Source organism: Streptomyces sp. A1136, assembly GCF_004795055.1.
Taxonomy (GTDB): domain Bacteria; phylum Actinomycetota; class Actinomycetes; order Streptomycetales; family Streptomycetaceae; genus Streptomyces.
Window position 1 is genome coordinate 1 of sequence record NZ_SSBJ01000221.1, and the last position, 630, is coordinate 630.

Below are 630 nucleotides of genomic sequence, written 5' to 3' on the forward strand. Positions count from 1 at the left end.
CCGCCGACGACCGCGCCGCCGACGGCCACGAGGTGCTCTACTACCGCGCCGGTTCGGCCGCCTCCGCGATGTCTCCGGCGACCGTGCCCCACCGGGACCTGTGGGCCGGGCGCGTCCTGCACCTGTCCGGCATCACCGCGGCGCTCTCCGAGGACTGCCTCGCCCTCATGCGCGAGCTCCTGACCCGCCGCCCCGGCCGCCCCCTGGTCTCCTTCGACGTCAACTACCGCCCGGGGCTGTGGCGCGACGCGGCGGGCCCGCGCGTGCTGCTCGACCTGGACCGCGGCGCGGACCTCGTCGTGGTCGGGCGCCAGGGAAAGAGCCTCCTGCGTCAGGCCGTACCTCGGCCGCCCGCCCGACGGCTGGCGCACGGCGCCTGACCGGCCCGCCACCGTCGTCGCTCCCTCCGTCCTCGACCAGCGGGCACACGCCGGGACCGCTTCCCTCTCCTGGCCGGGACTCCTACCGTCGGGCCGTGACCCCGCCCGACGGCCCCGCCGCTGAGGTAGCCGGCCGTCCCGCGGAGGGGATGCCCGGCGACCTGCCCGTGCTGGCCGCGGCCGTCGTCGCCGTGGCCTCGGTCGGGCACGGCGAGGCGACGCTGCACGACATCGCGCGCGCCGCGGTCCG

1 pseudogene is annotated in these 630 nt (G+C 78.1%); it reads left to right on the forward strand.

Annotated elements, in window-relative coordinates:
- Positions 1 to 308, forward strand: a pseudogene (locus E6R62_RS38205) (sugar kinase); the annotation flags it as partial.
- Between the last annotated feature and the right edge of the window lie 322 nt (positions 309 to 630).